At 64.4% G+C, this 20,139-nt stretch carries 15 protein-coding genes; 10 read left to right on the top strand and 5 right to left on the bottom strand.

Going from position 1 to position 20,139, the window contains the following annotated elements; all coding sequences use genetic code 11:
• The first annotated feature begins 292 nt into the window (after window positions 1-292).
• Genes metH through H3H45_RS17020 form a run of 4 tightly spaced genes read left to right on the top strand, consistent with a single transcriptional unit; the run spans window position 293 to window position 5,599 of the window.
• The gene (gene metH, locus H3H45_RS17035) at window positions 293-4,003 is read left to right on the top strand and encodes a methionine synthase (RefSeq protein ID WP_182834886.1); all 3,711 of its coding nucleotides are present in this window, start codon (window positions 293-295) and stop codon (window positions 4,001-4,003) included.
• Window positions 4,004-4,035: 32 nt separating this feature from the next.
• Window positions 4,036-4,485, top strand: a complete 450-nt coding sequence (locus H3H45_RS17030; protein WP_182834885.1) for a hypothetical protein — start codon at window positions 4,036-4,038, stop codon at window positions 4,483-4,485.
• Between the two features lie 32 nt (window positions 4,486-4,517).
• Window positions 4,518-5,081 (top strand): nicotinamide riboside transporter PnuC, encoded by a 564-nt coding sequence (gene pnuC, locus H3H45_RS17025; RefSeq protein ID WP_182834884.1) that lies wholly within the window; start codon window positions 4,518-4,520, stop codon window positions 5,079-5,081.
• On the top strand, window positions 5,078-5,599 hold the full coding sequence (locus H3H45_RS17020; RefSeq protein WP_182834883.1) for an AAA family ATPase: 522 nt from the start codon (window positions 5,078-5,080) through the stop codon (window positions 5,597-5,599). Before pnuC ends, H3H45_RS17020 begins: the two co-directional genes overlap by 4 nt.
• A 64-nt stretch (window positions 5,600-5,663) precedes the next feature.
• On the opposite strand, the gene H3H45_RS17015 is transcribed toward H3H45_RS17020, so the two are convergent.
• On the bottom strand, window positions 5,664-6,269 hold the full coding sequence (locus H3H45_RS17015; protein ID WP_182834882.1) for a Crp/Fnr family transcriptional regulator: 606 nt from the start codon (window positions 6,267-6,269) through the stop codon (window positions 5,664-5,666).
• 71 nt (window positions 6,270-6,340) lie between these two features.
• On the opposite strand from H3H45_RS17015, the gene H3H45_RS17010 reads away from it, so the two are divergent.
• From H3H45_RS17010 to H3H45_RS17000, 3 genes are all read left to right on the top strand, one after another.
• Window positions 6,341-7,210: a sterol desaturase family protein gene (locus H3H45_RS17010; protein ID WP_182834881.1), complete on the top strand. Its 870-nt coding sequence runs from the start codon at window positions 6,341-6,343 to the stop codon at window positions 7,208-7,210.
• Window positions 7,211-7,281: 71 nt separating this feature from the next.
• The gene (locus tag H3H45_RS17005) at window positions 7,282-7,758 is read left to right on the top strand and encodes a hypothetical protein (RefSeq protein ID WP_182834880.1); all 477 of its coding nucleotides are present in this window, start codon (window positions 7,282-7,284) and stop codon (window positions 7,756-7,758) included.
• A 26-nt stretch (window positions 7,759-7,784) separates the two neighbouring features.
• Complete coding sequence (locus tag H3H45_RS17000; protein ID WP_182834879.1) at window positions 7,785-8,438, top strand: potassium channel family protein; 654 nt, start codon at window positions 7,785-7,787, stop codon at window positions 8,436-8,438.
• Between the two features lie 62 nt (window positions 8,439-8,500).
• Here the strand turns inward: H3H45_RS17000 and H3H45_RS16995 are convergent, their stop codons facing one another.
• Complete coding sequence (locus tag H3H45_RS16995) at window positions 8,501-9,046, bottom strand: hypothetical protein (protein WP_182834878.1); 546 nt, start codon at window positions 9,044-9,046, stop codon at window positions 8,501-8,503.
• 242 nt (window positions 9,047-9,288) lie between these two features.
• Between H3H45_RS16995 and H3H45_RS16990 the strand changes: the two genes are divergently transcribed.
• Window positions 9,289-10,089, top strand: coding sequence for an alpha/beta fold hydrolase (locus H3H45_RS16990; protein WP_182834877.1), 801 nt, complete (start codon window positions 9,289-9,291; stop codon window positions 10,087-10,089).
• A 55-nt stretch (window positions 10,090-10,144) separates the two neighbouring features.
• Here H3H45_RS16990 and H3H45_RS16985 read toward each other — a convergent pair whose 3' ends face one another.
• The 3 genes from H3H45_RS16985 to H3H45_RS16975 all read right to left on the bottom strand — a co-directional run bounded on the left by H3H45_RS16985 (window position 10,145) and on the right by H3H45_RS16975 (window position 16,296).
• Complete coding sequence (locus H3H45_RS16985) at window positions 10,145-12,427, bottom strand: tetratricopeptide repeat protein (RefSeq protein ID WP_182834876.1); 2,283 nt, start codon at window positions 12,425-12,427, stop codon at window positions 10,145-10,147.
• A gap of 189 nt (window positions 12,428-12,616) precedes the next feature.
• A complete protein-coding gene (locus H3H45_RS16980) occupies window positions 12,617-13,882 on the bottom strand; it encodes an OmpP1/FadL family transporter (protein ID WP_182834875.1) in 1,266 nt (421 codons plus the stop codon).
• Window positions 13,883-13,947: 65 nt separating this feature from the next.
• Window positions 13,948-16,296, bottom strand: a complete 2,349-nt coding sequence (locus H3H45_RS16975) for an arylsulfatase (RefSeq protein ID WP_182834874.1) — start codon at window positions 16,294-16,296, stop codon at window positions 13,948-13,950.
• A 428-nt stretch (window positions 16,297-16,724) separates the two neighbouring features.
• On the opposite strand from H3H45_RS16975, the gene H3H45_RS16970 reads away from it, so the two are divergent.
• Together H3H45_RS16970 and H3H45_RS16965 are read left to right on the top strand one after the other, a co-directional pair.
• Window positions 16,725-17,714 (top strand): Lnb N-terminal periplasmic domain-containing protein, encoded by a 990-nt coding sequence (locus H3H45_RS16970; RefSeq protein WP_182834873.1) that lies wholly within the window; start codon window positions 16,725-16,727, stop codon window positions 17,712-17,714.
• Window positions 17,715-17,751: 37 nt separating this feature from the next.
• Window positions 17,752-19,965 (top strand): patatin-like phospholipase family protein, encoded by a 2,214-nt coding sequence (locus H3H45_RS16965; RefSeq protein WP_220494328.1) that lies wholly within the window; start codon window positions 17,752-17,754, stop codon window positions 19,963-19,965.
• Window positions 19,966-20,139: the final 174 nt, after the last annotated feature.

The raw sequence follows: 20,139 nt of genomic DNA, 5'->3' as shown, positions 1-20,139 counted from the left end.
TGTGTGCGAATGGCGATTCTATCAGGCCGTTGAAAAACTACCTGCGTTGCCATCGCTGCGTTAAAAACAGGCTCAAAATGCTCATTTACAACTCGTAAACTGCGCTTTTTCGCCTGTTTTTGCCTTGCGCTGGCTGCCTCGCCAACGTTTTTCAACAGCCTGCTAGCGCCACCGGACCGGCAAAGAGAGCCTTTAACATGAGCGAAATTCATGAGAATGCTCAACATGCGGAAAAACCTTGCAGCTTTGCTATCATCGCCGCCTTTGTTTCCGCTCTCTCCAGGTAGCCCCCATGTCCGATCGCAGCGCCCGCCTCCAGGCCCTTCAGCAAGCTCTGAAAGAACGCATCCTGATCCTCGACGGCGGCATGGGCACCATGATCCAGAGCTATAAGCTCGAGGAAGCCGACTACCGTGGCGCACGCTTCGCCGACTGGCCGAGCGATGTGAAGGGCAACAACGACCTGCTGCTGCTCAGCCGCCCGGACGTGATCCAGGCCATCGAGAAAGCCTACCTGGATGCCGGCGCCGACATCCTGGAAACCAACACCTTCAACGCTACCCAGGTGTCCCAGGCCGACTACGGCATGGAGTCGCTGGTGTATGAGCTGAACGTCGAAGGCGCGCGCCTGGCCCGTGAAGTGGCCGATGCCAAGACCCTGGAAACCCCGGACAAGCCGCGTTTCGTCGCCGGCGTACTCGGCCCAACCAGCCGTACCTGCTCGATCTCCCCGGACGTCAACGACCCCGGCTACCGCAACGTCACCTTCGACGAGCTGGTGGAAAACTACGTCGAGGCCACCCGCGGCCTGATCGAGGGCGGCGCCGACCTGATCCTGATCGAAACCATCTTCGACACCCTCAACGCCAAGGCAGCGATCTTCGCCGTGCAGCAGGTGTTCGAGGACGACAACGTCGAACTGCCGATCATGATCTCCGGCACCATCACCGACGCCTCCGGCCGCACCCTGTCCGGGCAGACCACCGAGGCTTTCTGGAACTCGGTGGCGCACGCCAAGCCGATCTCCGTGGGCCTCAACTGCGCCCTCGGCGCCAAGGACCTGCGTCCGTACCTGGAAGAGCTGTCGACCAAGGCCGGCACCCACGTCTCCGCCCACCCCAACGCCGGTCTGCCGAATGCCTTCGGTGAATACGACGAAACCCCGGCAGAAATGGCCGCCGTGGTCGAAGAGTTCGCCGCCTCGGGCTTCCTGAACATCATCGGCGGCTGCTGCGGCACCACCCCGCCGCACATCCAGGCGATTGCCGAAGCCGTGGCCAAGTACAAGCCGCGCGCCATTCCGGACATCCCCAAGGCCTGTCGCCTGTCCGGCCTGGAGCCGTTCACCATCGACCGCAACTCGCTGTTTGTGAACGTCGGCGAGCGCACCAACATCACCGGCTCGGCCAAGTTCGCCCGGCTGATCCGCGAAGAGAACTACACCGAGGCCCTGGAAGTCGCCCTGCAGCAGGTTGAGGCCGGCGCCCAGGTGATCGACATCAACATGGACGAAGGGATGCTCGATTCCCAGGCGGCCATGGTCAAGTTCCTCAACCTGATTGCCGGTGAGCCGGACATCTCGCGCGTGCCGATCATGATCGACTCCTCCAAGTGGGAAGTGATCGAGGCTGGCCTGAAATGCATTCAGGGCAAGGGCATCGTCAACTCGATCTCGATGAAGGAAGGCGTCGAGCAGTTCAAGCACCACGCCAAGCTGTGCAAACGCTACGGCGCCGCCGTGGTGGTGATGGCCTTCGACGAAGTCGGCCAGGCCGACACTGCCGCGCGCAAGCGCGAGATCTGCCAGCGCAGCTACGACATCCTGGTCAATGAAGTCGGCTTCCCGCCGGAAGACATCATCTTCGACCCGAACATCTTCGCCGTCGCCACCGGCATCGAAGAGCACAACAACTACGCCGTCGACTTCATCGAAGCCTGCGCCTATATCCGCGACCACCTGCCCTACGCCCTGAGCTCGGGCGGCGTATCGAACGTGTCGTTCTCCTTCCGCGGCAACAACCCGGTGCGCGAGGCGATCCACTCGGTGTTCCTCTACCACGCAATCCAGAACGGCCTGACCATGGGCATCGTCAACGCCGGCCAGCTGGAGATCTACGACGAGATTCCGGCCGAGCTGCGCGACAAGGTCGAAGACGTGGTGCTCAACCGCACCCCGAACGGCACCGAAGCCTTGCTGGCCATCGCCGACAACTACCGCGGCGACGGCAGCGTCAAGGAAGTCGAAGACGAAGCCTGGCGCGCCCTGCCGGTCGGCAAGCGCCTGGAGCACGCGCTGGTCAAGGGCATCACCGCCTTTATCGTCGAAGACACCGAGGAATGCCGCCAGCAGTGCGCGCGCCCGATCGAAGTCATCGAAGGCCCGCTGATGAGCGGGATGAACGTGGTCGGCGACCTGTTCGGCGCCGGCAAGATGTTCCTGCCCCAGGTGGTCAAGTCCGCCCGGGTGATGAAGCAGGCCGTGGCCCACCTGATCCCCTTTATCGAAGCCGAGAAAGGCGACAAGCCGGAAGCCAAGGGCAAGATCCTCATGGCCACGGTGAAGGGCGATGTGCATGACATCGGCAAGAACATCGTCGGCGTGGTGCTCGGCTGTAACGGCTACGACATCGTCGACCTGGGCGTGATGGTGCCGGCGGAGAAGATCCTGCAGACGGCGATTGCCGAGAAGTGCGACATCATCGGCCTGTCCGGCCTGATCACCCCCTCGCTGGACGAGATGGTGCATGTCGCCCGCGAGATGCAGCGCCAGGGCTTCAGCCTGCCGCTGATGATCGGCGGCGCCACCACCTCGAAAGCCCACACCGCGGTGAAGATCGAGCCCAAGTACCAGAACGACGCCGTGGTCTACGTCACCGACGCCTCGCGCGCCGTGGGCGTGGCCACCCAGCTGCTGTCCAAGGAGCTGAAAGCCGGTTTCGTCGAGAAGACCCGTGCCGAATACGTGGAAGTACGTGAACGCACCGCCGCGCGCAGCTCGCGCACCGAGCGCCTGCCTTACGCCGCCGCCGTGGCCAACAAGCCGAAGTTCGACTGGAGCAGCTACCAGGCCAGCAAACCGAGCTTCACCGGCGTGAAGGTGCTGGAAGACATCGACCTGGCGACCCTGGCCGAGTACATCGACTGGACGCCGTTCTTCATCTCCTGGGACCTGGCCGGCAAGTTCCCGCGCATCCTCACCGATGAAGTAGTTGGCGAAGCGGCCACCGCGCTGTATGCCGATGCCCAGGCGATGCTGAAAAAGCTGATCGACGAGAAGCTGATCAGCGCCCGTGCGGTCTTCGGCTTCTGGCCGGCCAACCAGGTCGACCACGACGACATCGAAGTCTACGGCGACGACGGCAAACCGCTGGCCAAGCTGCACCACCTGCGCCAGCAGACCATCAAGCCGGACGGCAAACCCAACCTGGCCCTGGCCGACTTCGTCGCACCCAAGGACAGCGGCGTGACCGACTATGTCGGCGGCTTTATCACCACCGCTGGCATCGGCGCCGAGGAAGTGGCCAAGGCCTATCAGGATGCTGGCGACGACTACAACTCGATCATGGTCAAGGCCCTGGCCGACCGACTTGCCGAAGCCTGCGCCGAGTGGCTGCACGAACAGGTGCGCAAGCACTACTGGGGCTACGCCCAGGACGAGCAGCTGTCCAACGAGGAGCTGATCAAGGAAGCCTACAAGGGCATCCGCCCGGCCCCCGGCTACCCGGCCTGCCCGGACCACACCGAGAAGGCCACCCTGTTCAAGCTGCTCGACCCCGCTGCCGAGTTCAACCAGGCCGGCCAGAGCGGCGTGTTCCTCACCGAGCACTACGCCATGTTCCCCGCCGCCGCCGTCAGCGGCTGGTACTTCGCCCACCCCGAGGCACAGTACTTCGCCGTGGGTAAGGTGGATAAAGACCAGGTTGATAGCTACACGGCGCGCAAGGGCCAGGAACTGGCGGTCAGCGAGCGCTGGCTGGCGCCGAATCTGGGTTACGACGACTGACCTAGACACCCAGGCAAAAGGACAGGGACGTCATGCAACAAGACACGGATCGCTGGGTAGCCGTCGCGACCCCAGTAGTACTGCTGGCGCTGAGCGTCCTCTTAAAAACCTGGGCAACCTGGTTCCTGCCGGCAGCGCTGTACTTCCTCTACCGCCGCGGCGGCTGGGCACAGGCACGGGAAACTGCGCTACGACTGGCCGACCTGCACCTCTCGCTGCTGGTGCTCGCTATCCCGCTGGGCCTGCTGCTGGGTGCCCTGGGCATCGTCGCCAATGATGCGGGCATCAGTCGACTGCCGATAGTAGCGGTCAGCGGTTTGCTGATCAGCGCTTTGGGCATCTATGTCCTGGTCAGCTACCTCTTCTTCAGCGTGAAGGCATACCGGGGCCAGCTGCATTCAGCCAAACTCAACATGGGCATAATCGAAACCTTACGCGGCAAGCGTGCCTCGTGCCCACAAGACTCGGGCGCCGCAAGCTGACCCCAAACCACAGCCCCTCACCCGGCAACCCAATGACGCCTCTCGAACTGATCGCCTCCGCCCTCGGCATAACCTCCGTCTGGCTGACCGTGCGGCAGAATCCGCTGTGCTGGCCCATCGGCCTGGTCATGGTGCTGCTCTATGCCTGGTTCTTCTTCGATGCCCGCCTGTATTCCCTGGTGCTGCTGCACGGCGTGTTCGCGGCCATGCAGCTGTACGGCTGGTGGCAGTGGCGCCAGGACGTGGACGCCAGTGGCAAACGGCCGGTCAGCGCAGCGGGCCGCAACGAGATCCTGATCGGCCTGGGCTCGGCGCTGCTGATTGGTCTGCTGCTGGGGCTGGCCATGGATCGTCTGACCGAAGCCGTCTATCCCTGGCCGGATGCCGTGCTCACCGCCTTCAGCCTGCTCGCCCAGTTGTGGATGGCGCTCAAGCGCTGGCAGTGCTGGGTGCTGTGGATAGTGGTCGACGTGCTCTATGTCGGCTTCTTCGCCTTCCAGGGTTACTGGCTGACGGCAGCGCTGTACGCAGTGTTCACCGCCCTGGCCGTGCTCGGCCTGCGCGAATGGCGGGCCTCGCGGGCGCAGCCAGCATGAAGGTGGTGGTGCTCACCGGCCCCGAGTCGAGCGGCAAGACCTTCCTCACCGAGCGCCTGCAGCGGCATTTCGGCGGCCTGGTGGTCAGCGAGTACGTGCGCCACTTCATCGAGCAGGAGCAGCGCGACACCTGCCTGGCGGATATCCCGACCATCGCCCGTGGCCAGCTGGCCTGGGAAGACGCGGCGCGTGCCCAGGCGCCCGAGTTGCTGATCCTCGACACCCACCTGCTGAGCAATATCCTCTGGAGCCAGGCCCTGTTCGGCGACTGCCCACCGTGGCTGGAACAGTCGCTGCTGGAGCGGCACTACGACCTGCACCTGCTGCTCTCGCCGCAGGGCGTGGACTGGCACGACGACGGCCAGCGCTGCCAGCCACAACTGGCCGACCGTCAACGCTTTTACCAAGATTGCCGCGCCTGGCTGCAGCGGCATGCGCGGCCCTGGACGGAACTCGACGGCGACTGGCTGCAGCGCGAGGCGCAGGCCATCGAACAGGTACGCCGACTGCTCGGCTAAAACCACGAACACCTGCCCCGACACGATCCCCTATCAGCCGTCCCGCTCGCGGCATCACGAGCTGTCAGCAACGTCCCCGCACCAAGCCCATCCGCGCGCGAATGCGCGACAACGCCACATTGGTGATACCCAGATAGCTCGCCACATGATGCAGCGGGATGCGCTCGACCAGCTCGCCACGCTGGTCGAGGAAGGCCCGGTAGCGGGCCTCAGCGTCCAGCAGCAGGAGCTCGGCCTCGCGCTGGGCGCTACGGGCCAGCACGGCGCGAATGGCATCGCTGAGCAATTCCTGCACCAGCGGCAGTTCGGCCTGCCACAGGCGCAACTCGGCATAGCCCAGCTCCAGCACCTGGGTCGGCTCCAGGGCGAAGATATCCACCGGGCTGTTCGTGGCGAAGGGCGGCGTGCCCCAGCCGACCCAGCTGCCTTCGGCATGGAAGGCGGCATTGCGTTCGGCGCCCTGCGCCGACAGGTGCGCCACCCGCACCAGGCCACTGGCGACGAACCAGACCCGCTCGACCGCCTGGCCGGCCATGAGCAAGGGCTGGCCGGCCGCGTATTCGCGGCGTGGCAGGGTCTGCCAGCGCGCGGCCAGCTGCGGATGACGGTCGAGTTGACCCAGCAGGTGCGGCGCGCAGGCCAGGCAATCGTAAAGAGAGGTGTCGGTCATAAACCCAGGTTAATGCAGCCGCAGGACGGGAGGCGAAAACTAGCATCATCACACAATGGAAGACAGCCTGTATGAAGACTCTCCCTCCGCTCAACTGGGCCCACCTCGGCGCCCTGCTGCTGGCGGCCGGCTGGGCCGCGCTGGCGCTGCAACTGAACTGGGGCAGCATGCCACTGCTGCTCGGCGGCCTGCTACTGGTGCTGACCTGGTTCGCCTTCTGGGAATGGCGCTGGCCCTACCGCGAAGACTGGCGCGCCCAACCCGCAGACCGCCGTCGCGACGCCCTGTTCGCCATCGCCCTGTTGGGTGCTGACGCGCTCACCGACCTGCTGATCCGTGGCCTGGTCATCCACCTCAACGCGCACGGCACCGGCCCCGCCGCCGCACTGCCGCTGTGGCTGGCGGTACCGCTCGCGGCCCTGCTCGGCGAATTCGGTGACTACTGGCTGCACCGCCTCAAGCACCGTGGCGGCTGGTTGTGGCGCGTGCATTTCGTCCATCACAGGCCTGGTGCGCTGAATGTAACCAACAACTTCACCACCCACCCGCTGGACCTGCTACTGCGCAAAACCGTGCATGTGCTGCCGCTCTGGCTGCTGGGCTTCGACCCGCTGGCCATAGCCCTGGCCGGGCTGTTCAGCCAGACCCAGTCCTTCGCCACCCACGCCAACAGCCGCGGCACCCTGGGTTGGCTGAACTACCTGATCGGCAGCGCCGAGCTGCACCGCTGGCATCACAGCGTCAAGGTGGACGAAGCCCTCAACTTCGGCACAGCCCTGCCCCTCTGGGACCAGCTGTTCGGCACCTACCGCCGCCACGGTGCGCCCGAACGGGTCGGCGTAATCGCGCCACAAGCGCCGGCGGAACAGGACACCCTCGGCTTGCTGCTGCACCCGCTGCGCCGCACCGTGCCAGGGCAAAGCGTGCAGCCGCAGGCCTGATCAGGTACTGCTGCGGGGTGCTTCCGATTCGGCTAAGCTGCGCCCCCACCGCCTGCCAGCAGAGGGATCTCATGGCCACGCCCCACTCGCGCGCACGACTGCTGCATAACCCCCTGTTAGGCCTCGCCCTGCTGGCCAGCCCCGCCTTCGCCGACTGCCGCGAAGACGCCGAGCTGGCAGCGGCCTTCATGAACCAGTACCTGGCGCTAATCGTCGAGACGCCGGAGCGGGACGTGACGCAGTGGCTGCGGGAACAACCGCTGGCCAGTGCCGAGCTCGCCGAGGCCTATGCCGCCGAACAGGCGCGCGGCCGCGCCATCGATGCCGAAATGGGCTGGGGCGTCGACCTCCTCCTCGACGCCCAGGACTCGCCGGATCAGGGCTTCACCCTGGCCCAGTGCGGCCCCGCGCCAGAGCATGTGCAGCTGCGCGGCATCGACTGGGCGGAATTCCGCGTCACCCTGCGCCTGGCCGATACCCCCCAGGGCCGCCGGGTGGCCGGGGCCGGTCGGATCAACATCAACGAGGCCGAGCGGGCGCCACGCTGACCGCGCCAAGACCACACAGGAAGCCTATGTCGCCCATCACCTATATCCGTCTTCATCCCTCTGCCGGCCTGCTGTTCGTGCAGTTGCTCGGTGTACTGCTCTACCCCTGGATGGAAGGCACCGCGCTCGGCCGTGCGCTGTTCGGCGCCTTCGGCCTGGTGGTGCTGGGCATGGCCCTGCGTGTGGTCAAGCGCAGCCCGACGCAAACCTGGGTCGCCGTGTTGCTGGCCCTACTGGTGCTGGCGCTGTCGTCGATCAATATCCTGATGCCCAGCCCCGTACTGGAATGGTTGATCGCCATCCTGGAAGCCGCCTTCTACTTCTATGCCGCCGCCAGCCTGATCGCCTATATGACCGCCGACCAGCACGCCACCACCGATGAGCTGTACGCGGTCGGCGCGACCTTTACCCTGCTGGCCTGGGCCTTCGCCCACCTCTTCACCTTCTGCCAGTTGCTGCTGCCCGGCAGCTTTACCGCGATGCTCGAGCCACAGGCGGCGCGCACCTGGATGGAGCTGCTGTTCCTGAGTTTCACCACCCTGTCCGGCGTCGGCCTGGGCGATATCGTGCCAGTTACGCCCATGGCCCGTTCGCTGGTGATGATCGAAGAATTCGCCGGGGTCATGTACCTGGCGCTGGTGGTGTCACGGCTGATCGGCCTGTCAGTGATCAAGCGCTGAAACCTTCTCACCGGAACAAAAAAGCCCGCAGATGCGGGCTTTTTATTGCCTGATGGGCGGCGTTACTTCTTCACCTCGAAATCGCGCCCCCACAAGCGAATCGACTGCACGCCCTCGACCGGCCCCTCGAAGACGAATTTCTGCCGCACGCCGGTCAGCGCTGGGATAGTCACGTCGTCCGGATTGACCAGGCCCGGCAATGGCGCACTGGAATAACCCTCCTGGTCGATGGCCAGCAAGGCGCCGGTCATGCGCAGGTTGATCAGGCGCAGCGGCTTGTCGGTGGTGTTCTTGAACCCCAGCAGAGCGTTCAGGTTGCCACCGTCGGCGGTCTCGACCTTGAGCAGCTGCACGCTGACCTGGCCATCGAGCTGCTCCAGGCTGGAGACGACAATCGAGCCATCGGCGCCCTGGGCTTCTACCCGACCTTCGGTTACGCCGTCCGACACGCCACCCAGCAGGTTCTTGCCGGCGGTAATCGCCGTAGACACGGCCGCCTTGGCGGAGTCCTTGATCGTGCTCGAATCGCTTGCCGCTTCGTCGGCGAAAGCAGCCGGCGCGGCGAGTGCAAAAGCCAAGGTAATCGCCAGCGGTGAAATCCTGTTCATGTTCGTACTCCTGTAATGACGAAGGCTTAAAGGGCCAAAGATTGACTGCAGACTGTCGAAAAAGCGAGCCGGCAAACAAGGAACTGCCGGCTGGCTAACGATTTCTCTGGGCGGGCCGCAGCAACTGCAGCGGGCATGAGCTCGCGGCGGCGAACCCGCGCCCTCAGACATGGCAGTTGTCGGGGCTCAGCGGTGATCACTGCTAGGCTGCCTTGATCAGTCCACCGATACAGGAAGCCACCATGCCCACCACCCATGCGCCCTTCGTGCTTGAAGCCGGGCACGGTCCTGCAGTGGTCTGCCTGCACGCCAATGCCAGCACCTCCAGCCAATGGCGCGACCTGAGCGAGCGCCTGGCACCCACCCACCATGTTCTGGCACCTGACTCCTACGGCTCGGGCAAAAGCCCGGACTGGTCGTCGGACCGGGTCATCAGCCTGCGCGATGAGGTCGAGCTCATCGAGCCTGTCCTGGCCCAGGCCGGCTCTCCCTTCGTCCTGATCGGCCACTCCTACGGTGCCGCCATCGCCCTGTTGGCCGCCCTCAAGCACCCGCGCCGGGTACGTGCCCTGGTGCTGTATGAGCCGACCTTATTTGCCCTTATCGAGGCGCACACGCCGCCGCCCAACCGCGCCGATGGCATCCGCGCGACCGTGACGGCAGCCAGCAGCGCCCTTGACCAGGGCCAGCCGGAACGCGCCGCCGAATGCTTTATCGACTACTGGATGGGCGCCGGCAGCTGGGCGCATATGCCGGAGCAGCGCAAACCGGCGATAGCCGCCTCCATGCGCAATGTGCGGCGCTGGGCCCATGCGCTCTTGACCGAGCCCACGCCACTGGCAGCCTTTGCCCAGCTCGATATGCCGGTGCTCTATCTGCTCGGCAAGCATTCACCAGACTCGGCGCATGCCGTGGCCGAACTGCTGCTACCGGTGTTGCCCCATGTAGAGCGGCGCCAGTTCGAGGAGCTGGGCCACATGGGGCCGGTCACCCACCTACAGATCGTCGACAAGACCATCCTGCGCTTTCTGCAACGGCTCTGAGCAATACCGCCGAACTAGCGGAAACAGACCAGGCTAGGCAGTAACGCCCGGAGCTTCACTGCAACAGGGGATCGTCGGGGTTGATGGCTTTCAGTTCATCACGCAGAGCCTGCACTTCGTCATTGCGCCCCTGCGCACCCAGGTATCCAGCGAGCGCCATACGCATCCTGCGGTTGTCCGGCTGGGCCCGCAACTGTTGCTCCAGCAGCTCGATGGCCTCTGCCGCACGCCCGCTGTCATGCCAGGCAACGGCCAGGACATAGGCATACTCGCTGTTGTCGGGCTCCAGGCGGGCAGCCTGTTCCAGCACCGGCAGTGCTTTGTCTTTCTGACCCTGACGCACCAGAAGCAGGCCGAGGGCGTGCTGCAGGGAGGCGTCCTGGGGATAGTCCTGTACCGCTTCCTGCAACGCCTCCAGCGCAGCCCTGGTCAACCCGGACTGTTCCAAATCCTGCGCCAGCATCACCCGCGCCGGATGGAAATGCGGATCGCGCTGCAGGGTCTGATGCAACAGGCTGCGCACCTGCGTGCCGCGTCCGGTCAGCAGGTAAAGGCTGGCCAGGTTACTCAACGCCTCGGCACGATCGAGCTGGGCGCGCTGACTGGCCTCATAGTCATTCAGGGCCGCCTGCCAGGCTCCGCCCACGGGGCGCAGTGATTCAGGCAACTGCAGCAGCTGCCAGGCCGCCGCCTGGCGCACCGCCCGCCGCGCATCCGTCAACAACGCAGGCAGCAACTGCGCCAGCTGTTGCGGCGCAGCCAGGGCCGCCAGAGCATCGACGGCCGCCAGACGCACAGCCGGATCAGGATCGCGCAGGCCTTGCTGCGCCACGTTAAGCGCTGCCGTCGAGGGATAGCGCGGCAGCTCGACGAGCAGTGCTGCCCGGCGCAGCCCCGGTAGATCCTGGCGCGCGAGCTGCTTGTGCAAGCCCAGCGCCGCACCTGGCTGGGCCGCGCGTGCGGCAGCCATAGCCCGGGCATAGCCACCGTCGCGGGGTTCTGGTTGGCCGTACCAGTCGTTGAAGGCCTGGATGATCACCTGCGGCTTGTCCTGCACATGGCAGCCCAGACAGGCATCGCTGTGCCCCAGAGCCTGCGCCTGCGCCGGATCGGGCACCGAAAAACTGTGATCGTGACGGTAGTCGACCTGCATGTACCACTTGCCCGGCATATGGCAGCTGCTGCACTGCGCACCGGCCGAGCCAACGGCATGGCGGTGATGGGCCGGACTCTCGTAGTCCTTGCTGCGCAGGCCGCTGCTCTGGATGGCGGCCCGACGTGGCTGGGCCTGGGTGTTGTGGCACTGGGTGCAGACCGCATTGCCACTCAGGCGCAACTCGGCGCTGTGCGGCTCATGGCAATCGGAGCAGCGCACCCCGGCAGCCTGCATGCGGCTCTGGGCGAAGGAACCGTACTCGAACACTTCATCCTTGATCTTGCCGTCGACCTCATAAAGCTGCGCGCTCAGGCCGGCGGGCAGATAGGCGTCGTACAGCGGCGCGCCCGGCGCCGGCTCGCCGCCCAGCTGGCTGCGACGGCTGTGGCAGCGGGCACAGGTTTCCACCTCGACCTGGTTGTCGGCACTGCGCAGGTCGAGCGCAAATCCATGATTGACCAGCTCCGGGCGCTCACCCTTGGCCCACTGCAGGTGATTGGACGCCGGGCCATGGCAGCTTTGACAGCCCACACCCAGGGCCTGCCAGCGACTGGCAAAACGCTGCTGGCTGGCATCGAAGCCACGCGCAAAGCCCGTGCTATGGCATTCGATACACATGGCGTTGGCGTTCTGCTGGCCGCTGCTCCAGTGCAGTGGATGGCGATGATCGACAGCCTGGTTCGGGTACAGGGGAAACCAGCGCTGCTTGTCCGTATCCCAGGCCGCATCATGGGCCTGCAGACGGCCGTCGGGCAGCGCCAGCAGGTACTGCTGCAAGGGTTCGAGGCCAAAGGTATACGCCACCTTGAAGTCGGCGCGCTGGCCATCCGCGCCTTGGGTATTGATCCAGAATTCATCGCCAGCCTGGCGGAACTGCGTACGCTCGCCATCGTTCTGCAGCGGCGCAGCACTGAAGTCACCGAGCACCGTACGCGCCGTGGCCGGCTGCATGGCCAACTGGTGGTGCGAGCCCTGCCAGGCCGTCACCGCATCGGCGTGGCAGGCCTGGCATTGCTGCTCATCCACCCACTGTGCCGTGGCAAGCGGCTCGGCCACTGGCGGCCGCAGCCACCACCAGCCACCGGCGGCGCAAGCACCGAGCACAATCACCGCCAGCGCCAGCCACCAGAAGAACCGACGCGGGCGCGACGGCGATGAAAAGGGGCTGGCTGATCGGGACATGCGCACAATCCGTGGGGCGACTATAAGGTCGAGCAGTCTAAAGCAGCGGCCGGAGAAAACCAGGCAGGCACATTCAACGTCGCTCTCAGCCGAGCGACACACAGGCCAAGGACATGGCCGTCACCCTTTGAAGTCCGAGCAAATGGCCAAGGTGCCGCCCCACCCGGCCGGCACCTCACTGCGCACGGACTAGAAGCGCCAGGTAGCGCTGGTGCTCAGGGCCTGGATCCAGGCACCGTCGAAGCTACCGGAAACGCGGGTGCCGTTGGGCTTTTCCTGAGTGACGGGCATATCGCCCATCCAGGCAAACACATAGCTCACGTTGACTTCGGTCTGTTCGTCCAGGGCATGGGTCAAGCCAGTGGCGAAGCGCCAGTTCTCGGCCATCGGCACGGTCACGCTGCGGTCTTCGTCGTCCACCGCCGAACTGTCGTAGCCGACACCGGCAGTCCACATCCAGCGCGGATCGAAGCGGTATTGGGTACCGAGCGATAGGTGCCAGGTATCTTTGAAGTTGGCATTCAGAGCCGCCGACTTGGGCTGATTGCTGTCCAGGTCGATACCGACCTCGCCGAAACGCGACCAGTCCTGCCAGTTGGCACTGGCCAGCAGCGCCCACTGCGCATCCAGCTCGTGGTAGACACTGAAGGTCAGGGTCTGCGGTACGTGCATGTCGAGGGTGGTGGTGGCATCCAGCACGCCACGATTTTGCAAGGCGTTCGTCGCTAGCGGGCCAAGACCCTCAAGCTCCATTTTGTCTTCGAACTCCAGATCGATCTCGCTGGTGTAGCTCAGCCCCAGACGGGTACCCGGACGCGGCGAGTAGATGGCCCCGAGGCTGGCGCCGTAGCTCCAGTCATCGGCTTCGTACTTGGCATGACCGTCGCCCAGATGCGGGTTGCGATTGTCCACCGCCAGCTCATTGGTGAGCATGGCATAGTAGGCATTGAGACCGAGACCGAAGGACCACTGTTCGTCGAGCTGGTAGGCCACCGTGGGCATAAAGGTCATACCCATCAGCCCACCATCCTGCAGGAAGTAGCGACCGCTCCAGTCGTCCTCGTAATCCACGCTGAGACCGAAATCGCCGTAGTTGGCAAAGCCCACCGACCAGCCATCACCCAGCTCGTGGGTGACGAACAGGCTGGCGGCCGGAATCCACTCCACGGAATTGCCGCTGTCGCCGCCGCCGACATTGGTGCTCTCGTCGACCTCGAAGCGCATGTTGCCATGCAGCAGCTGGGCGCCACCGCTGACCTGGGTACCGGACAGCAGCGCCATGCCGGCCACGTTGCTGGCCAGGGTACCCGGCCCCTGGGCGCGGGCAGCGGCACCGGCATTGGCCAGGCCGACGTTGTCGGTACCGACTTCATAGAGCATCAGGCCACCGGCCAGTGCCGGAATTGGCAGCGCCACCAGGCAGGCCAGCAGGGTCAGAGGAAAATTCGGCTTCATATGAAAACCCTCACGAAATAGCGGAAGTCGCCCCGGCGCGCGTGATGCGCGCCGGAGTCGTCGGGTCAATGCACCTGAACGGTGACTTTTTCGATCGTGCCGGTGAAAGCCGAACGCTGACCGCTGCCGATGCCTTCAACCACCGGGGTAGCCAGATCGACGCCAACATCAGCTGTTTCATCGCCAGAGAACACTGTGGGCTGAGTGCGTTCGATGCGCCCTTCCGCCACCTTCTGGTCATTCACGTAGAGGGTGCCCTGGCCGCCCTTGCCCGGGCCACCACCGTCATAGGCAAACTCGTAGCGCAGGATGGCCTTGCCGGCCGGCAGCGGCTTGCTGGCCTGCAGCGCAGTCTGCTGCAAGCCCAGGTAGTTATAGGCGTAACCCGGCACGCCGTCCTTGAGGTACAGCGACCAGCCACCAAAACGTCCGCCCTGGGCAATCAGGGTGCCATTGGCGCCGCCCTCGGGAATCTCCAGCTCGGCGGTGATGGTCTTGGACTTGTTCTTCACGTTGATGAAGACGTTTTCGCCCATGCGGGTCATGCCCTCGCCCAGGGTCAGCGAGGTACGACCAGCCATCAGGTCCGGACGACCAGCAATCTCCGGCACGAAGCGCTCGAAGCCACGGTCATCGATGGGCAGCACATGATTCTTCTCCGCTTCGGCCATGAACAGGGCCTGCATTTGCTTGAGCTTCTCGGGCTGCTTGGCCGCCAGATCGGTGCTCAGGCTGAAATCATTGCGCACGTCGAACAGCTCCCAGACATCCTCGGCCAGAGGACGGGTCGGCCCGGCTGCCCAAGGCTCGCGATGGATGGTGCGAGCGAACCAGCCCTCATGGTAAATGGCGCGATTGCCAACGATCTCGAAGTACTGGGTGGTATGGCGCTCCGCGGCCTTGGCGTCATCGAAGCTGTAGACCATGCTGGTGCCTTGCATGGGAATCTGCGGCGTGCCGTTGACCACTTTCGGCTCCGGCAGGCCTGCAGCCTCGAGAATGGTCGGCGCCACGTCGATCACATGGCTGAACTGGCTGCGCACTTCGCCCTTGGCTTTGATGCCCTTGGGCCAGCTGACCACCAGGCCGTTGCGGGTGCCGCCGAAATCGGATGCCACCTGCTTGGTCCAGCCGAACGGCGAATCGAAGGCCACCGCCCAGCCGGCGGCCATGTGCGGATAGCTATCAGGGCCACCCCAGCTTTCCATCTTCTTGATCAGGTCCGGCAGACTTTCCGCCGCACCGTTGAAGGCGGTGTACTCGTTGCTCATGCCAAACTCGCCACCCTCGGCACTGGTGCCATTGTCGCCCACGATGTAATAGACCAGCGTGTTGTCGGCCTGACCGATATCGGCAGTCGCCTGCAGCATGCGGCCAATCTCATGGTCGGTGTAGTCGACGAAAGCGGCAAAGACTTCGGCCTGGAAGCTGAACAGGCGCTTCTCGTCAGCCGAGAGTTTGTCCCAATCCTTGATCGCGGCGGGTTTGGGCGGCAGCTGGGTGCCGGCCGGAACCACGCCCAGCTTGATCTGACGGGCCAGGCTTTCTTCGCGGATCTTGTCCCAGCCCTGATCGAACTTGCCCTTCCACTTGGCGATCCACTCCTTGGGCACATGGTGCGGTGCATGCACGGCACCCGGGGCGAAATAGACGAAGAAGGGTTTGTTCGGCGTCAGCGCCTTCTGGTACTTCATCCAGGCCACGGCCTGGTCGGTCATGTCGGTGAGGAAGTGATAGTTCGGGTCTTCCGGCGCCTCGATCGGCGTGGTGCCGTCATACAGAGCCGGCGCCCAGTGGTTGGTCTCGCCGCCAAGGAAGCCGTAGAACTTGTCGAAGCCCTGCTGCGTCGGCCAGCGGTTGAACGGGCCGGAGACGCCGGTTTCCGCCGCCGGGGTTTCATGCCACTTGCCGAAGGCTGCGGTGCTGTAGCCATTGAGGCGCAGCATCTCGGCCACCGGCGCAGTGGCGTTGGGAATCTGCCCGGTGTTGCCGGGGAAGGCGGTGGCCATCTCGGTGATCAGGCCCATGTTCACCATGTGGTGATTGCGCCCGGACTTGAGCGCGGCACGGGTCGGTGAGCACACCGCCGTGGTGTGGAAGTTGTTGTAGCGCAGGCCATCCTGGGCCAGGTCATCGAGTGTCGGCGTGGCGATTGGGCCGCCGAAAGTGCTGGTGGCGCCAAAGCCGAGGTCGTCGATCAACACCACCAGCACGTTCGGCGCGCCGGCTGGTGCCTCGATCCTGAACTGTGCTGGTGGCTTGGCGTTACGCACATCCAGCTCGCTGAAGGTCGGCCGCGCCGGCTCGGCAATCGGCAGGATGCTGCGATCCAGCTCGGCAGCCTGGACGCCGGCAAAAGGCGCCGTCAGGACGGGCAAGGTGACGAGCAGGCGAGCAAGCTGGTTCAGCTGCATCAGTATCACTCCGTTGAATCGAGTTAATTGTTAGAGCACTGCTGGGTATAACTCGCCAGGCTGCGGTCAGTTTTGCTTGGTATTTCACGCCAACCTGCAGCTTAGCCACTCAGGCATGTAGCTGCCGATCCAGGCGCCAGCCCAGTGGCGTGCTGGCAGTCCAGCGGCACCACGACGCGCAAATGCCCCTGGGGTATAAGCAAATCGACAGGCATGCAGAACCCTAAGTAAAGGGGCGTTTCATACGCGTATGCCTGAAGGATCAATCATGGAAGGACATCAGAAACTGACGCAGGACAACAAAACGCTCGATCTGGTGCGAAATGCCGACCCGGAATCGATAAGCCAAGAGGCCCCGCATATCATGTGGGTTAAGCTGCTTCACTTATAGCGCCACATCACATCCAGCCCTCTGCCCTGCGGTTGCCATGAAAACACTTGGAAAACTCCTGCTTGCTCTCGTCCTGCTCTGCCTGACAGCCTGGAGCGCGGCTGCGCTGTTGATCGCCGGACCGCAGGACGGCTACCTGAGCAAAGCGCTGGCAACCGGCATTGGCTTGCTGGCGCTGTTCGCTGTATCACGGCTGTGGTTCAGCCGTGGGCGCCGCGTGACCTGCGCGGCGCTGCTGGCAGTAGCCGCTGCCTGGATGTTCTGGTGGCAGTCGCTGGCCCCCTCGAATGATCGGCCGTGGCAAAGCGATGTGGCCGTGCTGCCCTCGGCCACCATCGACGGCAACCTCATCACCCTGCACAACGTGCGTAACTTCAAGTACCGCAGCGAGTTCGACTACACCCCGGCCTACTACGACAAGCAGGTCAGGCTGGACGAACTGGTCGGCGTCGACCTGATCGCCACCTACTGGATGGGCCCCTCGATCGCCCATGTGTTCCTCAGCTTCGCCTTCGCCGATGGCCAGCACGTGGCCGTGTCCATCGAAACGCGCAAGGAAGTCGGCGAAAGCTATTCGACCCTCAATGGGTTCTTCCGCCAGTACGAGCTGTATTACGTGGTGGCCGACGAGCGCGACGTGATCGGCCTGCGCACCAACCACCGGCAAGCCCCGCCCGAGCAGGTCTACCTGTATCGCCTGCAGGGTGACCTGGACAACGCCAGGCGCCTGTTCATGGCCTACATCGAGCGGATCAACCAGTTGCACGAGCGGCCCGAGTTCTACAACACCCTGACCACCAACTGCACCACCAGCATCTGGATGAGCACCCAGGTCAACGAGCAGCACGTGCCGTTCAGCTGGAAGCTGCTGGCCAGCGGCTATGTGCCGCAATTCATGTATGAACAGGGGCGCCTGTTCGGCAGCGAGCGACCCTTTGCCGAACTGCAGCGTGACGCCCTGATCAACCCCAAGGCTCAGTCTGCCGGGGATTCTCCGGACTTTTCACGCCTGATTCGCCAACCCTGACCGACAGCCCATATCGCCAAGGCCAACCATGACGCCCATGTCCCGCTTCCTTGCCCTACTCTTGCTTGCCAGTGCCACCCTGCCCGCCGCCCACGCGGCGAGCAGCCAAGCAGTGAAGACGCCGGCGCACCCGCGCATCTGCCTGGTGTTGTCTGGCGGCGGCGCCCGTGGTGCAGCCCATGTCGGTGTGTTGCGGGTGCTGGAGGAATACCGCGTGCCGGTGCACTGCATCGCCGGCACCAGCATGGGCTCGCTGGTGGGAGCGGCCTATGCCACCGGCACCACCCTGCCGGAAATGGACGTGATCCTCAGCAGCATCTCCACCGAACTGCTGTTCAAGGAAGAACCGCCGCGCCAGGAACTGGCCATGCGCCGCAAGGGTGACGACTACAGCATCCTGTTCACTCCCGAGATCGGCCTGAGCAAGGGCGAGGTCAAGCTAGGCAAGGGCATCGTCACCGGCGTGCAGCTGGAAACCGTGCTGCGCCAGTTGAGCAAGACCAAGGGCTACCAGCACTTCGACCGCCTGCCGATCCCCTACCGCGCAGTCGCCACCGACTTGGTCACCGGCCAGGCCGTGGTGTTCAAGGAAGGCGAGCTGGCCAACGTGATGCGCGCCAGCATGTCGGTGCCCGGCGCCGTGGCACCGGCCGAGTTCAACGGCATGATGCTGGTTGACGGCATGCTCACCAGCAACCTGCCGGTGCAGACTGCCCGCGAGATGGGCGCCGATGTGATCATCGCGGTCAACGTCGGCACCCCGCTGCTCAAGCGTGAACAGCTCAACGGCATCCTCGGTGTGTCCGGGCAGATGCTCAGCATCCTCACCGAACAGAACGTGCAGGCCTCGCTGGCCAGCCTGCAGCCGCAGGACATACTCATCTCGCCGGAACTGGGCGACTATTCCACCGGTGATTTCGACGCCCTGCCGCAGATAGCCCCGCTCGGCGAAGCGGCCACCCGCAAGATGGCCGAACGCCTGCGTCCGCTGGCACTGCCGCCAGCCGAATACGCCGCCCTGCGCCTGCAACAGACCCAGCAGGCCAAGGCCGAGCAACTGGTGATCGATGAAGTGCGTTTCGACAACCTGCAGCGGGTCAATCCCAAAGCCCTGGTCGGCCTGGTCGACACCCAGGCAGGGAAACCGATCGACCAGGCTGTGCTCGACAAGGACATCCGCCGCCTCTATGGCACCGGCGACTTCGAACATGTCAGCTACCGCATCGAGGAAGAAAACGGCAAGCGCGTGCTGGCCATCACCCCCGCCGAGAAGACCTGGGGCCCCGACTACCTGCGCTTCGGCCTCGGCCTGTCCAGCGACTTCGACGGCGACTCCTCCTTCAACCTGCTCGGCAGTCACCGCCAGACCTGGCTCAACGACCGCGGTGCCGAGTGGCGCAACGACGTACAGATCGGCCAAACCACCAGTTGGGAGAGCGAGTGGTATCAGCCGCTGAGCGCTGGTAACCCGCTGTTCGTCGCCCCGCACCTGGCCATCACCCAGCGCAGCGCCGACCTCTACGATGACGAGCGGCGCATCGGCACCTATGACATGTTCTCGACGCTGGCCGGCGTCGATGTCGGCAGCCAGTTCAACCGCTACGGCGAACTGCGCCTGGGCCTGGTCACCGGCCAGGTCAACCCCAGCCTGGACAGCGGTCCCGACTACCTGGAGGTCGAGAACAAGCGCCTGACAGCCGGCGCCCTCACCGCGCGCCTGCGCCTGGACCAGCTCGACAGCGCCAACTTCCCCCGCTCAGGCTGGCGCAGTCAGATCAATCTGTTCGACTCACAGCAGGCCCTCGGCGCGGAAGAAGACTATGCCAAGTGGTCGGGCGAATTTACCTCGGCCATCTCCTTCGACTCGCACACCTTCAACTTCGCCCTGTTCGCCGCCGACAAGCTGGGCGATGACCCGCTGCCCACCTATGAAAACGTCCAGTGGGGCGGTTTCCTCAAGCAGTCCGGCTATGCCCCCGGCCAGTTGCTTGGCGAAGACCTGCAGTTCGGCCGCGTGATGTACTACCACCGCATCATGCAGGGCACCCTGCTCGAAGGCGCCTACGGCGGCATCTCCCTGGAAGTCGGCCGCATGGGAGAGCCGCTGGTGAAGAGCAACAGCAGCGACTGGATCATCTCCAACAGCCTGTTCATCGGCACCGACAGCCCGATCGGCCCGCTCTACCTGGGCTATGGCCGTGCCGACGACGGTAACAGCAGTCTGTATTTCTACCTGGGCCGGCCGTTCTGACCCAGGACAAACTTCGCCGAGGGCCTCTCGCCAGCAAACACCCGCCCACAGCCATCAGTGTGCATAGAGTGCATCTCCATACGGCTCGCCATAATGTTTTCATAGGCATAGCAGTAAGCTGCAGGACTTCAGATTGCGCGGCTACCCTGCCGAGGTGGTCGCTAAACAACTCGC

The organism is Aquipseudomonas guryensis, assembly GCF_014164785.1.
In the GTDB taxonomy this organism is placed as follows: Bacteria; Pseudomonadota; Gammaproteobacteria; order Pseudomonadales; family Pseudomonadaceae; genus Aquipseudomonas; species Aquipseudomonas guryensis.
This window is presented reverse-complemented; position numbering and strand designations above follow the sequence as displayed.

Bases quoted from the DNA above. Each gene is read 5' to 3' on its own strand.
- H3H45_RS16980 (WP_182834875.1), bottom strand. From the start codon at position 13,882: ATGAAGCCGAATTTTCCTCTGACCCTGCTGGCCTGCCTGGTGGCGCTG.
- H3H45_RS16985 (WP_182834876.1), bottom strand. From the start codon at position 12,427: ATGTCCCGATCAGCCAGCCCCTTTTCATCGCCGTCGCGCCCGCGTCGG.
- H3H45_RS17010 (WP_182834881.1), top strand. From the start codon at position 6,341: ATGAAGACTCTCCCTCCGCTCAACTGGGCCCACCTCGGCGCCCTGCTG.
- H3H45_RS17000 (WP_182834879.1), top strand. From the start codon at position 7,785: ATGTCGCCCATCACCTATATCCGTCTTCATCCCTCTGCCGGCCTGCTG.
- H3H45_RS17020 (WP_182834883.1), top strand. From the start codon at position 5,078: ATGAAGGTGGTGGTGCTCACCGGCCCCGAGTCGAGCGGCAAGACCTTC.
- metH (WP_182834886.1), top strand. From the start codon at position 293: ATGTCCGATCGCAGCGCCCGCCTCCAGGCCCTTCAGCAAGCTCTGAAA.
- H3H45_RS16965 (WP_220494328.1), top strand. From the start codon at position 17,752: ATGTCCCGCTTCCTTGCCCTACTCTTGCTTGCCAGTGCCACCCTGCCC.
- H3H45_RS16995 (WP_182834878.1), bottom strand. From the start codon at position 9,046: ATGAACAGGATTTCACCGCTGGCGATTACCTTGGCTTTTGCACTCGCC.
- H3H45_RS16990 (WP_182834877.1), top strand. From the start codon at position 9,289: ATGCCCACCACCCATGCGCCCTTCGTGCTTGAAGCCGGGCACGGTCCT.
- H3H45_RS16970 (WP_182834873.1), top strand. From the start codon at position 16,725: ATGAAAACACTTGGAAAACTCCTGCTTGCTCTCGTCCTGCTCTGCCTG.
- pnuC (WP_182834884.1), top strand. From the start codon at position 4,518: ATGACGCCTCTCGAACTGATCGCCTCCGCCCTCGGCATAACCTCCGTC.
- H3H45_RS17015 (WP_182834882.1), bottom strand. From the start codon at position 6,269: ATGACCGACACCTCTCTTTACGATTGCCTGGCCTGCGCGCCGCACCTG.
- H3H45_RS17030 (WP_182834885.1), top strand. From the start codon at position 4,036: ATGCAACAAGACACGGATCGCTGGGTAGCCGTCGCGACCCCAGTAGTA.
- H3H45_RS17005 (WP_182834880.1), top strand. From the start codon at position 7,282: ATGGCCACGCCCCACTCGCGCGCACGACTGCTGCATAACCCCCTGTTA.
- H3H45_RS16975 (WP_182834874.1), bottom strand. From the start codon at position 16,296: ATGCAGCTGAACCAGCTTGCTCGCCTGCTCGTCACCTTGCCCGTCCTG.